Origin of the sequence: Nonomuraea sp. NPDC049607 (assembly GCF_040675375.1) — a bacterium.
Classification (GTDB): domain Bacteria; phylum Actinomycetota; class Actinomycetes; order Streptosporangiales; family Streptosporangiaceae; genus Nonomuraea.
Window position 1 is genome coordinate 209,783 of record NZ_JBFAOV010000002.1, and the last position, 19,572, is coordinate 229,354.

General features: G+C 72.9%; 16 protein-coding genes. 6 read left to right on the forward strand and 10 right to left on the reverse strand.

Features of this window, described 5'->3' with window-relative positions:
- Positions 1-30: 30 nt before the first annotated feature.
- Together AB0J97_RS05215 and AB0J97_RS05220 are read right to left on the reverse strand one after the other, a co-directional pair.
- The gene (locus AB0J97_RS05215) at positions 31-1,161 is read right to left on the reverse strand and encodes a peptidoglycan-binding protein (protein ID WP_364084719.1); all 1,131 of its coding nucleotides are present in this window, start codon (positions 1,159-1,161) and stop codon (positions 31-33) included.
- The gene (locus AB0J97_RS05220; protein WP_357699121.1) at positions 1,161-1,676 is read right to left on the reverse strand and encodes a hypothetical protein; all 516 of its coding nucleotides are present in this window, start codon (positions 1,674-1,676) and stop codon (positions 1,161-1,163) included. The genes AB0J97_RS05215 and AB0J97_RS05220 overlap by 1 nt, the downstream gene beginning before the upstream one ends.
- Before the next feature lie 132 nt (positions 1,677-1,808).
- Here AB0J97_RS05220 and AB0J97_RS05225 point away from each other — a divergent pair, with 132 nt between their 5' ends.
- The 4 genes from AB0J97_RS05225 to AB0J97_RS05240 all read left to right on the forward strand — a co-directional run bounded on the left by AB0J97_RS05225 (position 1,809) and on the right by AB0J97_RS05240 (position 6,823).
- On the forward strand, positions 1,809-2,465 hold the full coding sequence (locus tag AB0J97_RS05225) for a response regulator transcription factor (RefSeq protein ID WP_357699119.1): 657 nt from the start codon (positions 1,809-1,811) through the stop codon (positions 2,463-2,465).
- Positions 2,462-3,661, forward strand: coding sequence for a HAMP domain-containing sensor histidine kinase (locus AB0J97_RS05230; protein WP_364084724.1), 1,200 nt, complete (start codon positions 2,462-2,464; stop codon positions 3,659-3,661). The genes AB0J97_RS05225 and AB0J97_RS05230 overlap by 4 nt, the downstream gene beginning before the upstream one ends.
- Before the next feature lie 70 nt (positions 3,662-3,731).
- Positions 3,732-5,318, forward strand: coding sequence for a serine/threonine-protein kinase (locus AB0J97_RS05235; protein WP_364084727.1), 1,587 nt, complete (start codon positions 3,732-3,734; stop codon positions 5,316-5,318).
- On the forward strand, positions 5,318-6,823 hold the full coding sequence (locus AB0J97_RS05240) for a serine/threonine-protein kinase (protein ID WP_364084730.1): 1,506 nt from the start codon (positions 5,318-5,320) through the stop codon (positions 6,821-6,823). Before AB0J97_RS05235 ends, AB0J97_RS05240 begins: the two co-directional genes overlap by 1 nt.
- Positions 6,824-6,848: 25 nt before the next feature.
- On the opposite strand, the gene AB0J97_RS05245 is transcribed toward AB0J97_RS05240, so the two are convergent.
- The 5 genes from AB0J97_RS05245 to AB0J97_RS05265 form a co-directional block, all read right to left on the reverse strand.
- Positions 6,849-7,817 carry a hypothetical protein gene (locus AB0J97_RS05245; RefSeq protein ID WP_364084733.1) on the reverse strand — a complete coding sequence of 323 codons (969 nt, stop codon included), beginning with the start codon at positions 7,815-7,817 and terminating at the stop codon, positions 6,849-6,851.
- Positions 7,814-10,234 (reverse strand): SMC family ATPase, encoded by a 2,421-nt coding sequence (locus tag AB0J97_RS05250; protein WP_364084736.1) that lies wholly within the window; start codon positions 10,232-10,234, stop codon positions 7,814-7,816. The genes AB0J97_RS05245 and AB0J97_RS05250 overlap by 4 nt, the downstream gene beginning before the upstream one ends.
- On the reverse strand, positions 10,234-11,373 hold the full coding sequence (locus tag AB0J97_RS05255) for an exonuclease SbcCD subunit D (protein ID WP_364084739.1): 1,140 nt from the start codon (positions 11,371-11,373) through the stop codon (positions 10,234-10,236). Before AB0J97_RS05255 ends, AB0J97_RS05250 begins: the two co-directional genes overlap by 1 nt.
- A 10-nt stretch (positions 11,374-11,383) precedes the next feature.
- The gene (locus tag AB0J97_RS05260; protein ID WP_357699105.1) at positions 11,384-13,141 is read right to left on the reverse strand and encodes an ATP-binding protein; all 1,758 of its coding nucleotides are present in this window, start codon (positions 13,139-13,141) and stop codon (positions 11,384-11,386) included.
- Positions 13,142-13,232: 91 nt separating this feature from the next.
- Entirely contained in the window at positions 13,233-13,856 is a 624-nt protein-coding gene (locus AB0J97_RS05265) for a hypothetical protein (RefSeq protein ID WP_364084743.1), read from the reverse strand.
- Positions 13,857-14,080: 224 nt separating this feature from the next.
- Between AB0J97_RS05265 and AB0J97_RS05270 the strand changes: the two genes are divergently transcribed.
- Positions 14,081-14,812 (forward strand): hypothetical protein, encoded by a 732-nt coding sequence (locus AB0J97_RS05270; protein WP_364084746.1) that lies wholly within the window; start codon positions 14,081-14,083, stop codon positions 14,810-14,812.
- Positions 14,813-14,884: 72 nt separating this feature from the next.
- A complete protein-coding gene (locus AB0J97_RS05275; RefSeq protein WP_364084749.1) occupies positions 14,885-15,517 on the forward strand; it encodes an L-threonylcarbamoyladenylate synthase in 633 nt (210 codons plus the stop codon).
- A 56-nt stretch (positions 15,518-15,573) separates the two neighbouring features.
- Here AB0J97_RS05275 and AB0J97_RS05280 read toward each other — a convergent pair whose 3' ends face one another.
- The 3 genes from AB0J97_RS05280 to AB0J97_RS05290 are packed head-to-tail and all read right to left on the reverse strand — an operon-like array spanning position 15,574 to position 19,571.
- Positions 15,574-16,914, reverse strand: coding sequence for a hypothetical protein (locus AB0J97_RS05280; protein ID WP_364084752.1), 1,341 nt, complete (start codon positions 16,912-16,914; stop codon positions 15,574-15,576).
- Positions 16,911-17,927 (reverse strand): LacI family DNA-binding transcriptional regulator, encoded by a 1,017-nt coding sequence (locus AB0J97_RS05285; protein ID WP_364084755.1) that lies wholly within the window; start codon positions 17,925-17,927, stop codon positions 16,911-16,913. Before AB0J97_RS05285 ends, AB0J97_RS05280 begins: the two co-directional genes overlap by 4 nt.
- Positions 17,928-19,571 carry a glycoside hydrolase family 36 protein gene (locus tag AB0J97_RS05290; RefSeq protein ID WP_364084758.1) on the reverse strand — a complete coding sequence of 548 codons (1,644 nt, stop codon included), beginning with the start codon at positions 19,569-19,571 and terminating at the stop codon, positions 17,928-17,930.
- Position 19,572: the final 1 nt, after the last annotated feature.

Here is a 19,572-nt window from a genome sequence, read left to right on the forward strand (position 1 = left end):
AAGGGGGCGGGGAGGGGGTAGTGGTGTGGGTCATTTCGGGATTCCGACCGTCATGCCGTCGGTGAGACCGTCGCCGGAGATCTCGACGCGGCCCCCCGCGAACAGCCCGGTCTTCACCGCCACATATCGCGACTTGCCACCTTCGACCACCTCCACCCCGAACCCGCCCTCCTGCAACGCCACCAGCGCCGACACCGGCACGGTCAGCACGTCCTTCCGCCGGTCGGCGGTGAACGTCACCTTCACCGCCGCCTTGTCGAGCCCCTTGGCGGCCTTGGCGTTGCCCAGCGAGATCAGCACCTCCAGGCGGGTCTCCGGATCGGCGTTCTGCCCATCCCCCGGCTCGATGATCGTGGCGACCTCGGTGATCCGGCCGGTCACGTCCTTGCCGCCGGGCAGCGCGACCGAGACCTTGGTGCCCTTCCTGGCCATCCGCTGGTCCTCGGCCGCCAGCTTCGCCGTGACGACCTTCTTCGTGCCCGTGTAGGTGAGGATCTTCTGCCCCGGGGCCGTGGGCTGGCCCCGCTCGGCCTCCAGGCTCTCCACCCGGACCTTGCCGGGAGCGAAGACGACCCGTCCCAGCTCCACCACGCCGGTCTCGTCCAGGCCACGGTCCTCCTGCCACTCCCTCACCGCCTGGGCGGTGTCGTAGGTGTACTCGTCGTCCACGGTGAAGCCGTCGTAGCCGAGTTTGCGCAGGTTGCGTTCCAGGTTCTCGACGTCCCTGCCCTCGGCGCCGATCCTCAGGTCGCGGTAGGCGGGGGTGGTGCCGTACAGGAGCATGACCGGCTTGTTGTCCAGGCGGAACAGGGACCGGCCGCGGGTGATCTGGTCGCCGCTGTCGGGGAGCCAGGTGACCGTGCCCGGCTTCCTGGCCGTGGCCGTGGTGACCGGGCCGTAGCCGAGTTCGCCGTCGGCGTCCCTGGTGTCGTTCAGCGTCTGCCGGGTGACCGGGGCGGTGGCCGGGGGCAGCGCGGCGGCCGACGTGGCGGGGGCGGCGCCGCCGTTCAGCAGGCCGCCGGGGTTGACCGCCAGGACCGCCGCCCCCGCGGCGGCGGCGACCCCGATGAGGACGACGATCGTCCGGCCGCCGCGGCGGCGGCGCGGACGCGGTGAGGGGGCGTCCGGCTCGGCCCTCTCGTCGATGGTGGCCCTCCCCATCAAGAGCCTCCCTGTCCCCCGCCGATGTTCATCCGGCACTTCTCCTGCGCGGACTTGAAGTCGGGGTCCTCGGCGACCTCGCGGTTGATGCGCACCATGCCGCCCTCGGGATCGGGGAACGCCTCCACGCCGTTGTCACGCATGCACTGCGCCTGCTTGCGCATGTTCTCGGCCTGCTTGGGGTCGCCGCCCTTGCCCGACGTCATGCCCTCCGGCTGGAACTGCTTGCAGGCCTCCATGGCCTTCTGGACCTTCTCCGGGCCGCCGGAGCTCTTGTCGAACTTCATCTCCATCCGGCCGTCCGGGCCGGGGTCGGGCATGTCCAGGCCCTGTTCGCGCAGGCAGGTGGTGTACTTGACGGCCTGCTCGCTGCGGTCCGTGGTGGCCGAGGCGCCGGCCGACGGCCGGGCGCCGGTGCCGGTCACCGACGCCACGTCCGATCCGCTCTCCTGGGCGCCGCACGCCGTCAGGAACAGCGCGGCCGCGGCCAGCGCCATGAGGGGTCGTCCTCGCATGAATGCTCTCCTCCGTCGGATCCGATGGCCTTCGAGGGGAGATGCAATACGCGGCCGTGTTTCTCCAGCGTTTCCATCCCGACTTATCCCGATCAAATGCCACCCGCGTCACAATCGAGCCGGAGGTATGGAATGCGGGTGCTGGTGGTGGAGGACGAGCGCATGCTCGCCGGCGCGATCGCCGAGTGGTTACGCGAGGAGACCCACGCGGTCGATCTCGCCCACGACGGCGAGGCGGCGCTGGAACGGATCGCGGTCAACGACTACGACGTGGTCGTGCTGGACCGCGACCTGCCACGCGTGCACGGCGACGACGTGTGCAGGGAGCTGGTCGCCTCCGACTCCGACGCGCGGGTGCTGATGCTCACGGCCGCCGCCCAGCTCGACGACCGGGTGAGCGGGCTGTCCATGGGCGCCGACGACTACCTGACCAAGCCGTTCGCCCTCCCGGAGCTGGCGGCGCGCGTCCTGGCGCTGGGACGGCGCTCACGTCCGGCCACTCCCCCGGTGCTGCGCCGGGCCGGGATCACGCTGGATCCGGCGCGCAGGGAGGTGTTCCGGAACGGGCGGTTCGTCCCGCTGTCGAAGAAGGAGTTCGCCCTACTGGCCGAGCTGATGCGGGCGCAGGGCACGGTCGTCTCGGCCGAACACCTGCTGGAGAAGGCGTGGGACGAGCACGCCGACCCGTTCACCGGCGTGGTGCGGCTGACGATACTCAAGCTGCGCCGCAAGCTCGCCGACCCGCCGGTGGTGGAGACCGTGCCGGGAGTGGGGTACCGCATCCCATGAGACGTCCGCACCCCACCCTGAGGCTGCGCCTCACGCTCGTGTACGGCGCGCTCTTCCTGGTGGCGGGGCTGGCCCTGCTGGGCGTCACGTACCTGCTGTTCAACCAGCAGCTCTCGCAGTCGTTCGAGAGCCGGTTCACGACCAGTGACGGCACCCGCAAGAACGTCATCTTCCTCAAGCAGGACGGCGTCGAGCTGGTCGGCCCCGCCGCCGTCAAGTGGATGCGGCAGCAGGAGGAGGGGGTGCGCGAGGCCGCCGTGACCTCGCTGCTCACCCAGGGCGCGATCGCTCTGACCGTCGTGTGCGGGACCGCCGTCGGGCTGGGCTGGGTGGTGGCCGGACGTGTACTGGCCCCGCTGCACCTGGTGACCGAGACCGCGCGCCGCATCGCCGCCGCCCCGATGGCCGAACGCGGCCTGCACGAACGGATCGCGCTCCACGGCCCCCCGGACGAGGTCAAGACGCTGGCCGACACCTTCGACACGATGGTGGAACGGCTGGACCACTCCTTCGACGGCCAGCGCAGGTTCGTCGCCAACGCCTCGCACGAGTTGCGCACGCCCCTGACGCTCAACCGGGCGCTGGTGGAGCTGGCCATGCACCGGCGTACCGCCTCCGACGACGTCAAGGAGCTGGGCGAGAGCCTGTTGCAGATCAACACCCGCCACGAACGGCTCATCGCGGGCCTGCTGCTGCTGGCCCGCTCCGAGCAGGAGATCGCCGACCGTTCCCCGGTGGACCTCGCCGACGTCGTCACCCACGTGGTCGCCCAGACCGCGCGCGACGCCGAGGAGGCGAAGGTCGTGGTGAAGGAGGACGCCGCTCCGGCGCCGACCGTGGGTGACGCGCTGCTGCTCGAACGGCTGGTGCACAACCTGGTGGAGAACGGCGTCCGGCACAACCTCGACGACGGCACCGGCTGGGTGCGGGTGTCGAGCCGGACGGTCCCCGGCGGGCTGGTCCAGGTGGAGGTGGGCAACAGCGGGCCGAGCGTGCCGCCGTACGACGTGCCGCTGCTGTTCAAGCCGTTCCACCGGCACGGCGCCGAGCGGGTGGTCACGGGGATGAGCGCGGGGCTCGGGCTGTCGATCGTGCGCTCGGTGGCCGTCGCGCACGGAGGCGACGTGACGGCCCGGCCCCGCGAGGGCGGCGGTTTGATCGTTACGGCGACGCTGCCGGCTGCTCGCGCAACTTGACTACAAATCCTGATATTGGTCGCTATCGTAAGTAACTTCGTTCATTTCAGTATCAGGAGTCACTTCTCTCATGGCGCACGTCGAACCGCTGCGGGAGGGTGACCCGGCGGTCGTGGGGGCGTACCGGCTGCTCGGGCTGCTGGGCGCGGGCGGCCAGGGGACCGTCTACCTCGGGCGGGCGCCCGACGGGCGGACGGTGGCGGTCAAGGTGCTGCGCCACGGCGCCGGGCCGGACGAGCGGTTCGCCAAGGAGATCGAGGCGGCGCGGCGGGTGGAGCCGTTCTGCATCGCGCAGGTGCTCGACGCGTCCCCGGGGCCGCAGCCGTACATCGTGACCGAGTACGTCGAAGGGCCCTCGTTGCAGCAGGCGGGCCGCCACACGGGGGCCGACCTGCAACGGCTCGCCGTCGCCACGGCCACGGCGCTGGCCGCCATCCACCAGGCGGGCGTCGTGCACCGGGACTTCAAGCCCGCCAACGTGCTGCTCGGCCCAGGCGGGCCGCGGGTGATCGACTTCGGCATCGCCCGTGCCGCGGACGCGTCGGCCACCATGACGAGCGGCATCGTGGGCACGCCCGCGTACATGGCGCCCGAACAGCTCGCGGGACAGATGGTCGGGCCGCCGGCGGACGTGTTCGCGTGGGCCGCGGTCGTGGTGTGGGCGGGCACCGGGACGCCGCCGTTCGGCCAGGACACGCTGCCCGCGATCATCAACCGGATCCTGAACAACGAGCCGCAGCTCGGCGACCTGCCCCGGCCGCTGCGCTCGATCGTGTACGACTGCCTGGCCAAGGACCCGGCGGCCCGTCCGACGATGCGCGACGTCCTCCTCCGCCTCCTCGGCGGCGACGCCCCCACCCCGGCCCACCCCTCCCAGCTCCAGGGACCACGGCACCCCACCCCGTCCGGCGCCATGGGACAGGGACCACCGCCGGGCCCCGCTCCGGTCGGGGGCGTGGGGCAGGGGCCGGCGCCGTTCCCCGGCCCGGGGGGACGGCGGCACGGGCGCGGGCGGGGGGTGGTGCCGCTGGCCGCCGGGTTGTCGGTGGTCGTGGCCGCGGCGCTCGTGGGCGGGGTCGTCTGGCTCGCCCCCTGGTCGCACCTCCCCGGCCTGTCCGCGCTCACGGCCCCCTCCGCCACCCCGACGCCTCCCACCTCCACCCCGCGGAAAACGCAGCGGAAGAGCACCCCGAAACCCGCCACCACCAAGAAACCGACCTCCCGCCCCACCACCCGCCGCCCTACGGAGTCAGCCACCCCCCGCCCCACCGTCACCCGCACCACGACACGTCCGACCCCCACCCCCACCCGCACCACCAAGAAGCCGGTCACCACCGCAAGGGCCGGCGTCGGGGAGATCACCCTGTCCGGCGGCCCCGGACAGTCCGCCGGAAGCGGCTGCTACATGCCCCCCTTGCACTTCCAGGGCCGCGTGGAGTCCACCAAGCGCGAGATCTGGGTCTCCTACGCCTGGCTGATCGACGGAAGGAGCGTCGAGCGCAGCAGATCCTGGGTCTCCGAGGACGACTACAGCGCCTACATCACCGCCGGCCAGTACATGCTGAAGGCCGGCCCCCACACCGTCACCCTCCGGGTCACCGCCCCCAGCGCCGCGACCAAGAGCGTGTCCCTGACCATCTGCACGATGGACGACTGATGACGATGCCGCCGGCCATCGGCCCGTACCGGCTGGTCAGGCAGCTCGGCGAGGGCGGCCAGGGCGCCGTGTACCTGGCCGAGGCCCCCGACGGCGCCCAGGTCGCGATCAAGGTCCTGCACGAGGGCGCGACCGGCGACGGCCGCTTCGCCAAGGAGGTCGCCGCCGCGCGGCGGGTGGAGCCGTTCTGCGTCGCGCAGGTGCTGGACGCCTCGCTGGGCGGGCGGCCGTACATCGTGACCGAGTACGTCGAGGGGCCCTCGTTGCAGCAGGCAGGCCGCCATGCGGGGGCCGACCTGCAACGGCTCGCCGTCGCGACCGCGACCGCGCTGGCCGCGATCCACCGGGCGGGCGTCGTCCATCGCGACTTCAAACCCGCCAACGTCCTGCTGGGACGCGACGGGCCGCGGGTCATCGACTTCGGCATCGCCCGCGCCGCCGACGCCTCCGCCACGGTCACCAGCAGCATCCTGGGCACGCCGTCGTACATGGCTCCCGAGCAGTTCGCGGGCGCCACCGTCGGCCCCGCCACCGATGTCTTCGCCTGGGCCTGCGTCATGGTGTACGCCGCCACCGGCGTCCCGCCGTTCGGCAACGACTCGGTGCCCGCCGTACTCGGCCGCATCCAGTACGGCGAGCCGCACCTCGCCGGCGTGCCCGAGCCGCTGCGCTCCATCGTGGCCGCCTGCCTGGCCAAGCACCCCGACGCCCGCCCCACCATGCAGGACGTGCTCTTCCAGCTCATAGGCGGCCCCCGCCCCGCGCCGCCGCCCTCCCCCGGCCACCCGGCCGTCCCTCACGTCTGGACCGGCCCCTCCGGCCGTCCGCCCGGCGGCCCCACGCACCCCTCCGCCCACGGGCACCCCCGCCACCCGCCGGGCGGGCGTCCCCGGGCCGGGCTCGCGCTGCTGGCAGGCGGCGTGGCGCTCGTCCTCACGGCCGCCACCGCGACGGCCGCCTGGGTGTGGTGGCCCACCGCCCCGGGCCGGAACACCACGAACACCACGAACGCCGCCGCACCCCCCACCACTCACGTCCCCGACAGCCGCAGGTCCGGCACCCGCCGATCGACCACCCGCAAGCCCGCGAAACCCACCAGGTCCCCGCAACCCCCCACCACCAGGCCGACGCCCACCACCAAGCCGACGTCCGCCAGGCCGACCTCCACCACCAGGCCGACGACCTCCACCAGGCCGACGACCCCCGCCGAGGGCGGCGTGACCTCGGCGGCCCTGACCTACCAGGGCATCCGCGTGGGCGACTGCTGGCGCTACGACCTCAACGTCTACGCCGACGTGACCGCCACCGTCGGCTACGACTACCAGTGGCTCGTCAACGGCCAGAGCCAGGGCAGAAAGGTGGCAACCGCCTCGACCAGGCCCGTCCTGCCCTCGATCACCTGGAAGGGCAAGGGCAGCTACACCGTGGTGTTCCGCGTCCTCACCCCCACCAGCCTCCGCCGCAGCACCACCGTGAACATCTGCGACGTCGACAAAGGCTGGTAGCGGCCCCCGTCCGGTGGCCGGCCGGTCAGCCGAGTTGCGCGGCCGTGCGGAGTGAGCGGTAGAGCAGGTGCGGGTCGCCCAGGTGGTGGCGCAGGAGTTTCTCCAGGCCGCCGATCGGGACCAGGTTCTGGGGGGCGCGCGGGTCCTTGTAGTCGACCCCGGCCAGCGCCGGCAGGGCCAGCGTGACCGCGTCGGCCAGCTCCACGACCTGCGCCGGGTCGAGGTCGGCGCTGGCCTCGCAGCGGGCGATCCCGGCCCACGGCGCCGACGACTGCACCGGGAGCCGCAGGTACCAGGCGTGCCTGCGCCAGCTCGTGCCCATGAGGAACACCGGCGTACGCTGCCCCGGCGTGAGCGCGGCGACCACGGCCGACTGCGGTGGCGGCAGGTACGCCGCGTGGTGCGTCTTGATGTAGCCGATCGTGCGCGGCAGATGGGTACGCCCCCGCAGCGGCCCGTCGACCAGCAGCAGGTCGTTGCCCAGCGACCGGTGGCGGACCGCGAGGTCCACCTCCAGCTGGGTGACCTGGCGTTGCAGGGCGAGCGACAGCTCCTCGAAGCTGGAGTCGGCGGCCTTGTGCGGCCGGTAGGAGGCGTGCGCGGTCTTGACCTCGGGCGCGTACGGCGAGGCCGAGATGAGCGCCCTGTCGACCTCGATCGCGGCCAGCTCGGCCCCCTCGCGCCCGCAGCGCACGATCCCGGCGGCGTAGGAGGCGGCGATCCCGGGGACGGGCATCGGCAGGTCGGAGTCGTGCACCCACACGCGGGCGTCGATCCGGCGCACGCCGTCGGCCACCAGCAGCGTCTCGGGGACGGCGGCGCCGGGGCCCGGCGTGACCGGCTTCCAGTCGGCGGCCGGCCGCTCGACGTCGAGGACCAGCTCGGCACTGGTCGCGCCCAGCTCGGACAGGGCCTCGACGGCGACCGCGGCGGCGTAGCCCGGGTCCCAGGGGTCGACGGTGAAGCCCGACGCCCCCTGGACCCCCGACGTCATTGCCCCACCTTCCGGACGTGCGAGCCCTTGGCGTCGCGCAGCACCTCGAACCGGGCGGGCACCCGGTCGGCCAGCGCCGGGACGTGGGTGACGACGCCGATCATGCGTTCCTGCCCGGCGGCCAGGCGTTCGAGGGTGGTGGCGACGGTGTCGAGGGTGGCGGGGTCGAGCGTGCCGAAGCCCTCGTCCAGGAAGATCGAGTCGAGCCCTCTGGCGACGGCCCCCGACAGCGCCAGGGCCAGGGACAGCGCGGCCTGGAAGGTCTCGCCGCCGGACAGCGTGCGGGCGCTGCGCCGCAGGCCCGCCTCGCCGTGGTCGATGACCTCGATGTCGCCGGTGCGTTCGCCGAGCGCCAGCTCGTACTGGCCGTCGGACAGCTCCATCAGCGTCTCGGACGCCGTGGCGACCAGCACGGCCAGGGCCTCGGCGCACAACCACCGCTCGAAGGCGTTGGCCCGCAGGCGCAGCGCCAGCTCGTGGGCGACCTTGGCCTCGTGCTCCTTCTCCGCGACGGCGGTCTCCAGCTCGGCGGCCCGCCTGCGTTCCTCGCGGACCCGTTCGAGGGCGCCGTCGGCCCGCGCGACCGCGCCGGCGACGGCCGCGCCGAGCTGGTCGGGGGTGGCGTTGCGCGGGACGGTGACGCCGTGCTCGGCCAGGCGTTCGGTCAGCTTGTGGCGTTCGGCGGCGAGCCTGGCGGTGGCCTGGGCGAGCTCCTGCTCGCGCTCGGTCAGGGCGGCGCGGGCGGCCTCGGCGGCCCGGTCGCGCCAGCCGAGCAGCTCGGTCCAGGCGCGGTGGAGGTCGTCGCGGGTGAGCGGCGGCGGCGCGTCGCCGGAGGGCGCGAGCACGAGCAGCCGGTCGCGGGTGGCCCCGAGGGTCTGCCAGGCGCTCTCGGCCTGCCGTTCGACCTGCTCGGCGGCGGTACGGGCGCGTTCGAGCTTCTTGCGCGCGTTGCGCACGGCCGTACGGGCCTCGGTGGCCAGGGCCTCGGCCTTGGCGATGGCGGCCAGGCGGCCTTCGATCTCGTTGCGGTCGCCGGGGGCGGGCAGCCCGGCCAGCTCGGCGTCGATCCTGCCGGACTGGGTGGCCAGCATCGACGCCGACGTCTCGGCCTTGGCCAGGGCCGCCCGGCCACGGCTTGCGTGGTCGCGGGCGGCGGCCAGGGCGCGGTCGGCGGCGCCGAGATCGGCGGGCGTCTCGTGGCGGGGCAGCTCGGCGAGCGGACGCAGGCAGACCGGGCACGGCTCCCCCACGGCCAGCCGGTGGGTCAGGCCGGCCGCGGTGTGGGCGTCGCGCAGCCGCTCGCGTTCGTGTTCTGCGTCGGTCAGCGCGCGTTCGGCGTCGGCGACCGCGGGCGTGAGGCGGTCGAGTTCCGTGGCGGCCTCGGCCGCCGCCTTCCGGGCGTCGGCGGCCTGGGCGGTGAGGCGTTCGCGGGCGTCGAGCGCGGCCAGCGCCGCCACCGGCTCGGCGCGGTCGCCGAGCGCGGCCAGCGCCTCGAACGCCTCGTGCTCGTCGGCCTCCACGGCCGCCGCCTCGGCGTCCAGCGCGGTGATGGCGTCGGCGGCCTCGCGGCGGGCCGAGGCCAGCGTCGGCACCGCGGGCGGCATGCGCAGCGCGGCCAGCGCCGACTGCCGCTCGGCCACCGACGCGCGTTCCTGCTCGGCCCGGCCGATGTCGGACTCTCGGGAGCGCAGCAGGTCGAGGTCGGTGTCGATGGTACCGGCCAGCCGGTGCAGCGCGGCCAGCCGGTCGGCCAGCTCGCGTTCGGCCTCGTCGGACGCGCCGGCCAGCTTGGCGAGCTGGTCGCGGGCGAAGGCGGCGGCGTTGCGCGCGGCCTCCTCGTCGCGGGCGGCCCGCTGCCTGATCAGCTCGTAGACGTCGGCGTCGAGGAGCTGCACCAGCAGGTCCTGGCGCTCGCGCGGCGCGGCGTGCAGGAACTCGGCGAACCGCCCCTGCGGCAGCACCACGCACTGGGTGAAGAACTTGTACTCCAGGCCGGTCACCCGCTGCACCTCGGGCGTGACGTTCTCGCCCTCGGCCAGCGGCTTCAGCACCATCTCGTACGCCTCGCCGAGCGGGGCCGCCGGGTCCAGCTCGTCGATCCTGGCCTCTTTGGTGCGCACGGTGCCCTTGGCGTCGCGGACCAGCGAGCGCACCACCCCGTAGCGCCGCCGGTCGCTCTCGAACACCAGCGCCACCTTGCCCGAGCTCGCCGACGGCGCCAGGGCGTGTGCGATGACGTTCTCCTTGCCCCAGCGCGGGACGGTGCCGTACAGGGCGAAGCAGATGGCGTCGATGATCGTGCTCTTGCCCGCCCCGGTGGGGCCGACCAGGGCGAAGTACTCGGTGTCGGAGAAGTCGACGACGGCCGGCTCGCGAAAGCTGCCGAAGTGGTCGAGGTGCAGCAGCAGGGGACGCATCAGCCGGTCACCTCGTCGTAGAGCCGGTCGAACAGGGCGGCGACCTGGTCGTCGTGGCGGCCGGTCGCGGTCAGGTACTCGCGGAACAGCTCGCGCGGGCTGCGCTCGGCCGACCCCGTACGCCGCACCGCCGGCACCGGCCGGAACCGCTCGTCGAGGACGACGTCGACCGAGCCGGGCAGCAGGTCGCGCACCTGGTCGGACAGGCCGACGCGGGGTTTCTCCTCCACGATCACCTTGAGCCAGTCGTCGCCCGCCTCCAGGCCCTCAAGCTGCTCCAGCGTGCCGCGCACCGTACGCAGCCTGCGCGCCGAGGCGAACGCCAGCTCGCGCACCACGGCGGGCCTCCCGGGCGTGACCTCCACCAGCAGCGCGCCGGGCGTGTTGCCCTCCTCGCCGAAGTCGACGGCCAGCGGCGAGCCGCTGTACCAGATCGGGCACGGGCCGGGGATCTGCTGCCTGCGGTGGAGGTGGCCGAGCGCGGCGTACTGGGTGGAGACCGGGAAGGCGTTGGGCTCGAAGTAGTAGGAGAAGATCGACTGGGCCTCGCGCTCGCCGCCGCCGAACGCGCCGCCCGGCAGGGTGCCGTGGGTGGTGATCAGGTTGACGGTGTCGCTCTGGAAGCCCGCGGTCAGCGCGCCGACCAGCTCGGAGATGCGGGTGGCGTAGTCGCGGTTGTGGTCGGCGGCGGTACCGGTGAGCACCTCCGCGGCGCGTACGACGTAACGGTGGGACAGGAACGGCAGCACCCCCAGCCGCACCGGCTCCCCCGAGCGCGCCGTGAAGGCCAGCGTGCCGCCCGCGTCGGGACGGCGGAAGACGCCCACCACGTGCATGCCGAGCTTGCCCAGCACAGGGCGGTAGACCTCGAAGAGCTGCGGGTTGTCGTGGTTGCCGGCCAGCACCACCACGTCACGGCCGTCGCCGCGCAGCGCCATGAGGGCGTTGAGCACCAGCGACTGCGCCTCGGGCGTCGGCGCCGAGGTGTCGAACAGGTCGCCGGCCACCACGACCGCGTCGACGTCGTGGGTGCGGGCCGCCGCGACCAGCTCGCGCAGCACGGCCCGGTGCTCGTCCATGCGGGAGCGGCCCTTGAGCACCTTGCCCACGTGCCAGTCCGCGGTGTGCAGGAATTTCACCGAGCTCCCTTCAGAACGGCGGAATGTCGTCTTCGACGCCCGGCAACCCCTGGAACGGATCGGCGGCCGACGAACTCGCCCGGGACGCCGCCTCGGCCGGACGGGTCGCCCAGGCGGGGAACGGGAACGCGACGGCCAGCGGCACCGGGATCTCCGGCTGGGCGACGAACATGGTGCCCGGTTTGGCGATCGTGGCGCGTTCCCTGACGGCCGGGGGCAGCCAGCCGTACTCGGAGCGGGCGGCCTCGGCCGGGTCGAGCCGGCCCGCGACGCGTACGGCGCTGTTGGACACGATGCGGCGTTCCACCTCGGAGGCGGTCTGCTGGGCGCCGATGAGGATCACGCCGAGCGAACGGCCGCGCTCGGCCACGTCGAGCAGGATCTCCTTGATCGGGGAATCGCCCTCGCGCGGCGCGTACTTGTTCAGCTCGTCGAGCACCACGAACAGCAGCGGCTTGGCCGTGCCCGAGGTCTCCTTGCGGTGGAACTCGCCGCGCAGGACGACGCCCACCACGAACCGCTGGGCCCGTTCGGGCAGGTTGTGCAGGTCGACGATGGTGACCTGGGCATCGGACGTGCGCACCGAGTGGGCCCGGAAGAACGGCAGGTCGCCGCGGACGATCGGGGACAGCGGCTTGACCGCGCTGCGCAGCCTGCGCAGGAAGGCGTTGACCGTGCCGAGCGGGGTCTGGGCGCCGGTCCACTCGATGCGGGTGGCCTCGTCCTGCAACTGGTCGGACAGGAGCTCGACCAGGTCGCCGAAGGTGCGGCAGGCGGTGCCCCTGATCATGACCGCGCCGCCGTCGCCCACCGGCTCGGCCCACGACTTCAGCCGGGCCGCGACCTGGCCCACCAGCAGGGAGTATCCGGCGCGCTCGTCGTCGGCGTCGGCGAAGACGAACCGCAGCAGCTCCTCCTCGCACAGCTCGACCAGCGTCCAGAAGAACGAGCTGACGCCCTGGGTGCGCGCGGACACGTGCGGCACGCCGTTGGGGTCGCCGGGCCGCGGCGGCGCGAACACGTGCACGCTGCCGAACGGCTGGGCGGGCAGCCCGAGCCGGGCGTACGCGGCCCGCGCCCCGTCGTCGAGCCGGACGTTGTCGTGGTCGAGGAAGAGCAGGTCCTCGCCCTTGACGGAGAAGATCAGGGCCTTGGTGTTGGCCGACTCGGCGTCGAGCACGCCCGAGTTGAAGATCGAGTAGAGCAGGAACGTGGCGAAGGACGTCTTGGTGGCCACGCCGGAGACGCCGGAGATCGACACGTGCGCGCCGCGGGTGCCGTCGAGGAAGTCGAAGTTGACGTAGAGCGGCAGGCCGTCGCGGCCCGTGCCCATGGGGACCCGGCGGTCCATCACGTCGAAGTAGAGCGCCTGGTCGCGGTCGCCGGCCCCGGCCAGGAAGACCTGGGAGCCCGGCAGCGGCGGCACGAACACCTCGGGCTCGACCCTGGTGACCCGCACCTCGGCCACCTCGACCACGGCCGCGGGCAGCGCGCCCTCGGCGATGAGGAACACGTCGGAGTCGTAGGCGGCGCCCTCGTGCCTGGCCTCGACCGTCGTCACCACGCCCGCGACCAGCACCGGGCCGTGGCCGGGCACCTCGCGCCTGGTGACCACGACGTCGTCGAGCTGCAACACCTTGCCGGGCTCCAGCCCGACCCAGAACGACAGCGGCGAGGCGGCCTGGGTGCCCAGGACCCGGCCGACCGCCTCACCGGACGCCGCCGCAGCAGGAGACGTCTCGCGGCTCGCAGCCCCGTTGACCGTCACGAATCCCTCCACCACCAGACATGCCCTTCCAAAGGAGAGTAGTCGGGGCCCGGGGATGCGTCCGGCTCATCGACGCCTTCGCCGCGCCGCGTCAGAGCGCGAAGGCCGCCTTGGTCCAGGCGTGCTGGGCGTCGAGCACCTCGCCCAGCAGGCCGGCCAGCGTGGCGTCGGGCTCCTCCGCGGGCCGCCTCGGCCCGATGCGGCCGCCCTCGGCGCTCCGACCGGCCACCAGCAGCACCCTCGCGCCCTCGCGGTCGACCGCCAGGGCCGCCGCGGGCTCCCACGCGCCCTCCCGGTGCGCCGCGGCGGGCCTGCGCGGCACCTCCCGGTACGCCGGAGGTCTCCACGCGCCCTCGCCCTCGGCGGGCGCGAGGGCATGCGCGGGGGCGACGACCACCAGCGCGTCGACCCGCATCGCCGTCGCCACCCGCCGCCGCGACTCGTCGAAGGCGTCCTCGGGCGGGACGGGCTGGGCCCGCATCGACTCGGCCATCATGCGCAGCAACGCGGGCAGGCCGAGCCCGCCCGGCTGCGCCAGCTCGTACTGCAGGTAGCCGACCAGCGGGAACGGCGGGTCGGGGAGGGTGTTGTAGCCGAGGAACAGCCTCGGCCACCCGGCCGACTCGGAGGGGCCGGTCAGCGCGCCGTGAGCCACCCGCCCCAGCTCGCCGGCCCCGTGGTGGGGCAGGCCATTGACTGACCGCAACATCGCCATGCACGAATTGTTGCAGACCGATTACCTTCAGTTGCGCGTTCTCCACGAGAGCCCGGGGCCTCCGCCGTCCAGCGTGATCATCTTGATGGGAGCCATGGATACCAGCCGGGTCCGACAGAACCGGCTCCGCACAGCACGCGTCGTCCGGATGTGGACGGTCCGGTCAACCTGCCGCCGCCGTCCGCCGTCCCTTCTGTGTCACATCCGCCACAAAGGGAAACGTCGTGCGTCTGCCACTGATCCTGCCCTTGGCCGTCCTGCTGTTCGCCACGCCCGCGCCCGAGAGCGGCACGGTGGCGGCGTACACGTGCAAGACCGCCGGCACGAACGAGACGCAGGTCGTCAAGATGACCATCACCCTCACGGTGCCCGCCACCGCCCCCGTGGACGAGCAGCTGACGATCGGCTGGCGCGGCTCGTACGTCGAGGGCGCCGAACTCCGCGCCCCCGCCACCGGCCTGACCGGCGAGATCAAGCTGTACGCCTACGCCGCCGTCAGCGGCATCGACCGGCTGACCTCGGCGACGGGCGTCGGCAGCCCCGGCCTGATCGTCCCGGGAGCGGTCATCCCCCTCCCTGCGGGCACGGTCGACCTGCGGACCACGCCCCGGCATCCGGGGTCCGGCACGGTGCGGCCCGCGTCCGTCAACTTCGGGCCGACCCCGCAGCAGCGCCTGATCGAGTGCGAACTCCAGGACAAGGACGCGCCGGCGTCGTACCCCCTGACCGTCACCACCGCTCCGGGCGCCACCGACGCCACAGACACTCCGGCCCCCGAAAGCACGCCCCCGGCCGAGACCCCGGAGAAGACGCCTGCCGCGACGCCGACGGGCGGCGCGGACACCGGCGGCGGGGGCGAGGCGGGCCCCGACGGGCGGGCGCTGGTGCTGGCCGGCTCGCTGGTCCTCGCCGCCGCCCTCACCGGCTTACGCCTCCGCCGCCCGTCCCGCCCGTAGATGATCCGCGCCCGGTATGTGACTCGGCCGTGCGGGCCGGGCCACGTGTCACGCGTGGAGGTACGTGCTCCTATGATCCGATGCGTGGCCAAGTACTTCGACCTGCACCCTGACAATCCCCAGCCTCGCCTGATCGGCCAGGTGGTCGAGACCCTGCATGCCGACGGGCTGATCGCGTACCCGACGGACTCGTGCTACGCGCTGGGGTGCCGGCTGGGCAACAAGGACGGCCTCGACCGGATCAGAGAGATCCGGCACCTCGGCAGCGATCATCACTTCACCCTGGTCTGCAAGGACTTCGCGCAGTTCGGCCAGTTCGTTCATGTGAGCAACGCGGTGTTCCGGCTGGTCAAGGCGGCGACTCCGGGCGGGTACACGTTCATCCTGCCGGCGACCAAGGAGGTGCCGCGGCGGTTGCTGCATCCCCGGAAGAAGACCGTCGGCGTCCGGATCCCCGATCACGTCGTCACCCAGGCGCTGCTGGCCGAGCTCGGCGAACCGCTGGTGTCGAGCACGCTGATCCTGCCCGGCGAGACCGAGCCCTCGACGCAGGGCTGGGAGATCAAGGAGAGCCTCGACCACATGGTGGACGCCGTCATCGATTCGGGGGAATGCGGCGCCACGCCGACGACCGTCGTGGACCTGTCACAGGATGAGCCCGAGATCCTTCGTCGCGGCACCGGAGACCCGTCCCTCTTCGAATAGGCGGCAGACGGCCCACCCGGCCGGCCACCCCTTCGGAAGGCCGGCCGAGCCCGCTCTCACCCCGGACGGCCAGGAGCGGTGACCAGGGCGCTCTGTCCCGGTGCGACCTGCGTGACCACGGCAGGGGCGTCCGGGAAGCGGGCCTCCCAGCGGTAGGTGGTTTCGCTGGAGGTGTTGGTGAGCGTGGTGGCGGTCCTGCCGTCGTGCCGGACGGTGATCGTGCCGTCGCCCAAGGGGATGCCCGAGACCTCGGCCCAGGCGATGTCGTCGGGCAGGTGGGACAGCGTGGTCACGGCGTTCACGTCGGGCGTGACGCCGAGCAGGCCCTCGACGACCTGGCTGACGAGCGTGAAGGACACCTCGGGGTAGTCGCCGTTGAGGCCGCCCGCGACGTGCGGTTCCGCACGCCGGTCGAAGACGTGCCGCATCCAGCGCCAGGCGGCCGCGTTCCTGTCGTGGCGGAAGAAGGTGTCGGGCAGGTACGTGTAGGCCTCGATGTTGCGGGGACGCTCGGGGCCGGCGGCTTGGCCGTCGATGAAGTCGAGGTAGGCCTCGTTGCGCGGACCTGGCTCGATGAGGTCCTTGAGCGGCATGAACCAGCTGTTCTCACAGCCCCATCCGGTGACGGGGGCGCCGTCCACGGTGTAGCCGCGCACCAGGTCCGCGGGGTTCTCGCCGACGCTCCAGACCTCGTTGAAGTGTCGCCTCAGCTCGGCGGCCCGGCAGGCGAAGTCCTCGCCGTCCAGGCCGCGGGCCCGGCTCAGGGCGCTCATCGCCAGGTATGCCTGGTACCGGGAGCCGACGGAGTCTCCCGCCTCCGCCAGGTGCTCGCCGGCCAGCTCGTTGTAGCTGGCCACGCCCTGGAAGATCCCCCTTCCGGTGGCACGCGGCACGATCTCCGTCACCGCGTTGCGGTAGTAGGACCACAGCACGGGGTCCTCGACGTAGGCGCGGTCCCAGGTCCATCGGTAGGCGGTCCCGGCCTTCTCCACCAGCTCGTACACCGCGGGCAGCTCACGGACGAAGGAGTCGGGGCCGCGGTAGTCGATGGACAGGTAGGAGCCGTCGAAGTTGAACGCCCACACCGGGTGGAAGCCGTGCTCGGGGGTGGCCGAGGCGGCGAAGCAGCGCAGCATGGTGAGGTTGGCCTCGGCCATGCCGAGCAGGTGCGCGCCGACGATCTGGTGGGCGAAGTCGCGGGCGTAGAAGCCGCTGCGGTGTGCGTACCCCGCCCAGTAGGAGGGCAGGTAGCGGCTCTGTCCCGTCCCCGCGGGCCGGTGCTCGTCGACGTCGACGGGGCCCCACGAGCCGCCCACGTGCCGCAGGCGCAGCGCCCTCGCCCGGGCCCACTCGAACATCGCGACCAGCTCGTAGCTGGCCGAGCCGATGCGCATCATGGGCCGATGCTGGGACGGATCACCAGCTCCCCGGGCAGCAGCAGCCCCGCCTGAGGGGTCGCGCCGTCCTCCACCGTCTGGATCAGACGGCCGATCAGCGCCCGCGCGATGCGCTGGAGCGGCAGCCGTACCGTGGTCAGGGCGGGATGGAGGAACGCGGTGAGGGGAAGGTCGTCGAAGGCGGCCAGAGCGAGATCGGCGCCGATCTCGATGCCCTCCTCCCTGGCCGCGGCGTAGACGCCGAGCGCGAGCCAGTCACCGGCGGCCACGACGGCCGTCGGGCGGTTGCGGCCGCGCAGCAGCTCACGGGTGACCGTGACGAGCTCCGCGGGGCCGTCGCCCGGCGCGGAGAACTCCTGCCCCACCAGGCCGTGCCTGCGGACGCCGGCGCGGAAGCCGTCTCTGCGGTCCTCCATCCACGGTTGCGCGCCGACGGAGGCCAGGAAGGCCACGCGCCGATGCCCCCTGGCGGCCAGCAGCCCGACCAGCTCGATGACCGCCTGAACGCTGTCGACGTCCACCCACGACTGCGGCTGGTCCGGCATCGTCCTGCCGAACGCGGCGAACGGGAACCCCGCCGCGGTCAGGTGCGCGACCCTGGGGTCGTCACGCATAACGTCCGACAGCAGGAAGGCGTCCACGGTGCGAGCCGCGATCACCTCGTCCAGTGCCTGCTCCTGACTCTGGCCCGGGCGCGGCCGCAGCAGCAGGATCCGGTAGCCGACCTCCCCGGCCGAGGCCACCACGGCCTCCAGGAACCCGCCCATCAGCGGGTTGGGGTTGGCGGGGTCGTCCACCGGCGTCGGGTAGGCGATTATGCGCCTGGTGCCCGACTTGAGGCTGCGCGCCGACTGGTCGGGCCGGTAGCCGAGCTCCTCGATCAGCCGGGTCACCCGTTCCAGCGTCTCCGGCTTGAGCCGCTGGGGGGCGTTGAGCGCGTTGGAGATCGTCTGGCGGGACACGCCCGCCGCGCGGGCGACGTCCTCGATGGTGATCCCACGGCGTGCCGCCACTCAGTCTCTCCTCACCGTCAGCAGGCCCCCCACGGGTACCTCGACCACGCTCGTGCCGGAGGTGAAGCGCAGCTCGCTCTCGCTCACGAGCCGCCCGCCGCAGTCGCGGACCTCGGCCGTCGCGACACCCCGCCCGTGCAGGACGACGCGGGTGTCGGGGGCGGCGTTGGCCACGAGCAGCTCTGCGATCTCCGGCACGTCCACAGGCAGGGCAGCGTACCGGGCCACGACCTCGCTCTCCTCACTGTAGGCCCGCACCAGCGGGTATCCGTGCTCGACCCCGTGCGGTTCCAGCACGCCGAGCTGCAGCGTGGCGAGGTGGCGCCGGAAGACGCCCAGCCAGAACCGGATGGCGGCGAGCTGGTCGGGCCGCTGGGCCGCCAGGTCCACGGAGATCTGCGGCACCGAGAAGAGCACGTTGATCAGGTGCACCGCGACCTGCTCGGCGGACTCGTCCGGATGCCAGAGGATCATGTCCGAGTGCACGGCCTGAGGTCCGGCGGTCAGCCGCAGGTCGATCGTCCGCTGCCGGTTCTCCTGCGGGCTGAGCGGGCAGTCCACCGCCCTGACCATGTTCGCGTACGGCCACAGACCCGGGCTCGTGTACGGCTGGCGGTGCTCGATCAGCACGTCCGGCTTCGCCGCCCGGAGCCTGACGTCGAGCTCGCGCAGCAGCTCCGCCACCCCTTCGTCGGTGCCGAAACGGTCGATGAAGTCGATCTTCAGGCCGTCCGCGCCCCACTCCTCCACCGCTCGCGCCAGCTTGCCGACGAGGAACGCGCGCACCTCGGGGTGACGCGGGTCGAGGACGGCCGCGTCCATGTGGTCGAGGTAGCGCAGGAACTTCCCCTCGAAACGCTCGAACGCGGCGTTGTCCTTGCCCACGAACGGCAGCGCGTACCACAGCAGATAGGCCATGCCGTCGCTCTGGACCCGCTGGATGTGCTGCCGGATGTCGGAGATGTTGGGCTCCCAGTCGCCGCAGAAGGCGTACCCCCGCGACCGGTCGGCCGTCTGCCACCCGTCGTCCACGATCATCGTGGCGCAGCCCAGTTCCTTCGCCAGACGGGCCTGGAGCTCCACCGACTCCCGCGAGACCTCCTGGTGCATGCTGTACCAGGTCGAGTACACGGGCAGCCTGGCCTGACGCGGCGTGGGCGGCAGGTCGCGGCCCTCCTGCCACCATCCGGCGACCTCGGTCAGCGCCGCGGAGAACTGCCGATCCGACAGGTCCAGCCGGATCCGCAGCCCCTCGCCCTGCACGGTGAAGACGAACTCGCCGGTCTCCTCGATCACGCCGCCGGTGAAGCTGCCGGTCACCGAGGCCAGGGCCACCGTGCACAGGTTGGCCCCCGCCGTGCCGACGAGACTGACGACGGGCGCGCCGGAGATCAGCCCGGCCGCCGTCGGAGAGCTCCAGATCGGCGGGATCCAGCGGGTGCCCGAGCCCGGCGTCCAGAAGGCCGCGGCGTTGACGCACGGCAGTTTCCACTGCGCCGCGTTCCCTTCGGGGGCGTCGATCAGCCAGACGTCCGGCGCGACCGGGGTGACCGTGATCGCCTCCGTACCGGCTATCGCCACCTCGACCTCGCCCGCGCGGACGACGGTCGTCTCCCCGAGGGCGTGCGGCTCCCAGATCTGCATG